The organism is Bradyrhizobium sp. Kon10 (assembly GCF_055807395.1).
The window spans coordinates 1-410 of sequence record NZ_JBVVOZ010000136.1; the positions used below are offsets into that span (position 1 = coordinate 1).

1 protein-coding gene is annotated in these 410 nt (G+C 65.4%); it reads left to right on the plus strand.

Features of this window, described 5'->3' with window-relative positions; translation table 11 throughout:
• Positions 1 to 410: IS256 family transposase (locus AC0L2O_RS36415; RefSeq protein WP_473373151.1), on the plus strand; the 410-nt coding region annotated here is incomplete at both ends.

Genomic DNA, 410 nt, shown 5'->3' on the forward strand with positions numbered 1-410 from the left:
GGCATCTCCAAGAGCCAGGTCAGCCGGCTCTGCGCCGAGATCGACGACAAGGTGAAGGCCTTTCTCGCCCGCCCGATCGAGGGCGACTGGCCGTATCTGTGGATCGACGCCACCTACGTGAAGGTGCGCCAGAATGGCCGCATCGTCTCCGTCGCGGTGATTGTTGCGGTCGGCGTCAACAGTGACGGCCGGCGTGAAGTTCTCGGCATGGATATTGGTCCCTCCGAAGCCGAGACGTTCTGGACGGCGTTCCTGCGCAAGCTCGCTCGCCGCGGCCAGCGTGGCGTCAAGCTGGTCGTCTCCGACGCCCACGAAGGCATCAAGGCCACCGTGGCCAAGGTGCTCAATGCCAGCTGGCAGCGCTGCCGCGTCCACTTCATGCGCAACGCGTTGGCGCATGCCGGCAAGAG